Annotated in this window: 3 protein-coding genes; all 3 read right to left on the reverse strand. The window is 44.6% G+C overall.

Features of this window, described 5'->3' with window-relative positions; all coding sequences use genetic code 11:
- Positions 1-2,103, reverse strand: a 2,103-nt coding sequence (locus JRI95_16440) for a HAMP domain-containing protein (GenBank protein ID MBW2063132.1), incomplete at its 3' end; no start/stop codon positions are given.
- A gap of 14 nt (positions 2,104-2,117) precedes the next feature.
- Positions 2,118-2,639 (reverse strand): prepilin-type N-terminal cleavage/methylation domain-containing protein, encoded by a 522-nt coding sequence (locus JRI95_16445; GenBank protein MBW2063133.1) that lies wholly within the window; start codon positions 2,637-2,639, stop codon positions 2,118-2,120.
- Positions 2,640-2,904: 265 nt separating this feature from the next.
- Complete coding sequence (locus tag JRI95_16450; GenBank protein ID MBW2063134.1) at positions 2,905-4,392, reverse strand: diguanylate cyclase; 1,488 nt, start codon at positions 4,390-4,392, stop codon at positions 2,905-2,907.
- Positions 4,393-4,435: the final 43 nt, after the last annotated feature.

Raw genomic sequence — 4,435 nt, forward strand, 5'->3', positions numbered from 1 at the left:
GGAGAGGAGATTGTACATAATCTGCTTGAGCTTGCGTTCATCCGCCGATATGGTCTCCGGAATGCCATCCATATTTGTTACCAGGTTTATGCCATGCTTCATTGCCTTTTCCTTGATCATGATGAGGCTGTTTTCCAAAAGCATCTTTAGATTTACATCTGTTGGTTGCAGCTCTACCTTTCCCGCCTCTACCTTGGCTAAATCCAGGATGTCGTTGATCAGGGACAGGAGATGTCTGCTGCTTTCGAGCACGTCGTTCAGATATTCGTCCTGTATTTCGTTTAAATCTCCGAAGTGCTTATCCAGGAGTAATTCGCTGAATCCGATGATAGCATTTAAGGGTGTGCGTAGTTCATGGCTCATATTTGCCAAAAAATTAGTCTTGGCAGTGTTGGCTATTTCTGCTGTTTGTTTTGCCTCTTTTAGCTCGACCTCGATTTGCTTCCGCTCGGCAATTTCCCGTTGGAGATGTTCATTGGTCGATATCAGGTCTGAGGTGCGCTCTTTCACCCGTTTTTCTAACTCAACGTTTGCCCTATAAAGCGCTTTCTGTGCTCGTTTCTGCCCTTGAGTCAGACTCGCATTTGACAAAGCGATGGCCACCTGATCGGCTAACAGACGAGCTTGGGATAGGTCTTCATCTTTGGGTGGGGATGAATCAAGAGAACCCAGAACCATGACTCCTGCTAACTCCTGTTTGACAACAAGGGGAAATGATGTGAATGATTTAATCCCCCTACTGGCAAATTGAGCAAGATAGCCTGGAAGATTTGTGTCCGTATTTACTGACAATATCCTCCTGTTATCAGTGAGCTCTTTTGCCTCTTGCGGTGCGATTTCAACACCATCAGCTAATTTCACAACTTCCGTTTTACCAAGCCTGAAATACGTCCGGCCTGGATTCTTATTTTGAGAATCAAGCAAGGTAACACTGACAAAATCGTAGTTGAAAACCTCATGTATTCGTGTGAGCACAATATTCACAATTTTTTTAGTATCTAAAGTTGAGAGAATGGTCCGATGGATCTCTTCAATCGTGTTCAGGGCGCTGAACTGTCTTCCCAACTCTTTTGCCATCTCATTGAAGGATTCCGCGAGGTCCTGGAATTCGTCGCCGCTTGTGACTGTCACTCTGCCATCGAAATCTCTCATGGCAATACGCCGTGTTCCATCCTTGAGCTTTGCTATTGGGAGCATAGTCCTTCGAATCAGGATGCCGCTGAGAAGCAATACCAACAAAAGGGATAAAAGAATGGCAAGAGGAAATATCTTTTTGAAATAGGCCATTGGGGCATAAATATAATCTTTCGGCAGGCTCAGAACTACTGTCCATTTCGGGCAGAAAAAGCTGAATTCCAGGAAAATGGTCCGAAAACTCGCCAAATAATCTCTGCCGTCATATTTCCAGTCAAACTGATTCAACGATGAATGACTCATTTTAAAGGCTGATTTTACAAGGGATGATGAATGAAGCGGGAGGGTGGAGAAAATATGATTATCTGACTCATCCAAAACACAAAGTTCGGTCATGCTGGGCAGTGTCTTATATTCAGACAATCCCCACAGGTACATGGGATTTACCTCCCCAAAAAGGATTCCTTGCTTAGGGTCTTGTGGATCAACTGCCCTTATCATAAAGATGCCCAAACGATTATCATCGCTTAACATGGTTGATACGATTGTTTTGCCAGATCTAATGTGTTGTTTTTCTTCCGCAGATTGTTGTGCCGGATTGTGAATAGAGCCAAAAAAATGGATATACGTTCCAGGGTCAGCGATAAGCGCTAATCCTTTGAACCGCTTTCTTAAGCCCTCACTATATTCTTCAACTGACCTGTGCGTTGAATCTTCCGGGGCGGCAGTAATGGTGGCAGAGAAAATCTTTAACCGCTCTTCAAGAAAAGATAGCCGCTCAAAAATGGAGATGCCAAGGCTCTTGCTTGTTAGATGAAGTTGCCTTTGACTCTGTTTGTTAAGCAGTTCCGACACCTGGCTAAATGAGATGATTGCCAGCGCTGAGATGGGAACGAGAGCACAAAAAACGAACAGGAAAAAAATTCTTCGTGCTACCCTGCTCCTGAAAAATGTTGTGTCTAATTTCATCAAAAAAAACCTAATTAATAATCTGAAGCAATCCCTGTGAATGAACCGTTGTTAGCTCGTATAATATCGTCGTGGCTGGCCTTGGCTGTTAGAGGAGATTTGCTCTTTCCATCTTTGCCCTTGCTGTAAAGGTCATAGTCAGTATTCAACGGCACCAGGTTATGGTCTTTCCGCATTTTCCCCTTCCCCTTTCCCTTAACATTGTCGAAATTCAGAAATTGATATGGATTTCCCCAGGGATCCAGAATATTTCCACGCCCCAAATCATTTAGATTATCTGGTAGTTTACCGTTATTCCCTATGTATGCGGTGATTTCTAACTCCAGCATAATGACTTCCGTTATGCACTTGGCAATTTTTGCCCTTTGCATATAATTTGAGTAGGCGGGTATGGCAATGGCGGCAAGCGTCGCAAGTATGGCGATGACGAATAGCACCTCAATGAGGGTAAAGCCATCACAATGCTTTCTTTGACCTTTAGAGACCAACCGAAAAATGGATGTCGAGACATTTTTGATAAATATGGATTTTATCATCTTTAAACCTCAATGCTTGAACGATTTCCGTTTTAGGCGTATAGAGCTCCCAACCGCTGCTCGCTAATCTTAAAAGGCCCCCTTATCTGCTTCATATTCAATGAGTCACCTTCGGTGAAAAAAATAGTATTACCCTGTTTGAGCGATGCTCAATCAGGTGGTGTTGAAAGAAAATATTCTGTAAAACCAGTTCCAGATACCGGATACCAGGTACCACTCAATTGAACTTTGCTCAATTGAGGTATCATCTTTCACTCTGTGTCCCTCATCTATTTACTAACTCTATTAAGCACTCGACGATTTCCCTATCCAACTTACCTTCCTCAGCCTCTTCGCGGAGGATTGAAAAGGCTTTTTCCTTGGTCATCGCTTTACGGTACGGCCGATCCGTAATCAGCGCATCATAGATGTCCACCACTCCCATTACACGGGCAGCCATGGAGATCTCATCTCCCTTGAGACCATCCGGATACCCTGAACCATCCAGTTTTTCGTGGTGATGTCGGATTACCTCCAGAGCTGGACCCAGGTTTTTCATTAGAGGCAGACATATTTTATACCCCTCATCAGGGTGACTCTTCATAATGTCCCATTCATCGGGATCGAGTGGGCCTGGCTTATTCAAGATTTCACCAGGCACTGCGATCTTGCCAATGTCGTGCAGAGCACCCCCGAACCTTAATGCTTCAAGCTCTCGTCCTGTCATCCCTAACTTTTTTCCCAGGCTGACTGCCATATTAGAGACCCTCTCCACATGTCCCTGAGTATATGTGTCTTTGGCTTCAACTGTGTTTGCAAGGGAAAAAAGAATATTTTCAATACTGGCCAAATTACTGTTAAGCCTTTTTAACTTAATTAGGGATCTTGTCCTGGCGAGCAACTCCGTTTTATTAGGTGGTTTGGTAAGGAAATCATCTGCGCCAGCCTCTATCCCTTTTATTTTAGACTCTACATCGTCCAGGGCAGTCACCATAATCACAGGAATCAGGCGTGTGGCCTCACTTCCTTTCAAACGCCGGCACACCTCATAGCCATCCATTCGTGGCATCATGATGTCTAATAATATCAGATCCAAATCGACCTTCTTGACTATGGACAAGGCCTCCTCCCCATTAGATGCCTTAAAGACCTCATAATTTAAAGGCCGAAGCAAAGCATCCAACAGTTTTACGTTTCGCGGCTCATCATCGACCACCAATACCTTTGGTGCCCCGTCATTAGCAGGTTCGGTTTGTTTTTCCAAAAAACAAACTCTATTCTTTCCCCTGATTTTGGCCTGTAGCAATGCCTCTTGTGCCTTCTTGATCAGGGTTTCACCGTTCGTGGCATCCCCTGGGTAAGACGCGAGGCCAACACTGACTGTCGGCGCTTCATCCGGGAGCTTCTCCACTGCCTGCCTGATCCTTTCTACAGCTATCAGGGCTGACTGAGTATTAGACTTTATCAGGATAACCGCAAACACATCACCGGAATACCTGGCAGCCAGATCAACCTGCCGTATATTCTTCATGGTGAGGTCGACAATTTCCTTCAATACACGATCTCCTTCCACAGATCCGTGGCGCTTGTTGAAAAGGGCAAAAGAATCGATATCGATCAATGCCAGGGTGAATGGCTCCCCATGCCTTTCAGACCGCTTTACTTCACGCTCCAATGTTATTTGAAAGAATCCGTGGTTTAACAGGCCCGTAAGACCGTCTGTAAAGGGGGCCCCGGTTTCTTTTTTATAGAGTTCTTCAAGTGCTAAATCCATAATCTCTCTGTGCCTTCCGTCAATAATCAATGGTTACTATTTA

The organism is Deltaproteobacteria bacterium (assembly GCA_019308995.1).
Classification (GTDB): domain Bacteria; phylum Desulfobacterota; class Desulfarculia; order Adiutricales; family JAFDHD01; genus JAFDHD01.

What these genes read in the sequence shown, in the direction of transcription:
- JRI95_16445 (MBW2063133.1), bottom strand. Translation starts at nt 2,639, where the DNA reads ATGATAAAATCCATATTTATCAAAAATGTCTCGACATCCATTTTTCGG.
- JRI95_16450 (MBW2063134.1), bottom strand. Translation starts at nt 4,392, where the DNA reads ATGGATTTAGCACTTGAAGAACTCTATAAAAAAGAAACCGGGGCCCCC.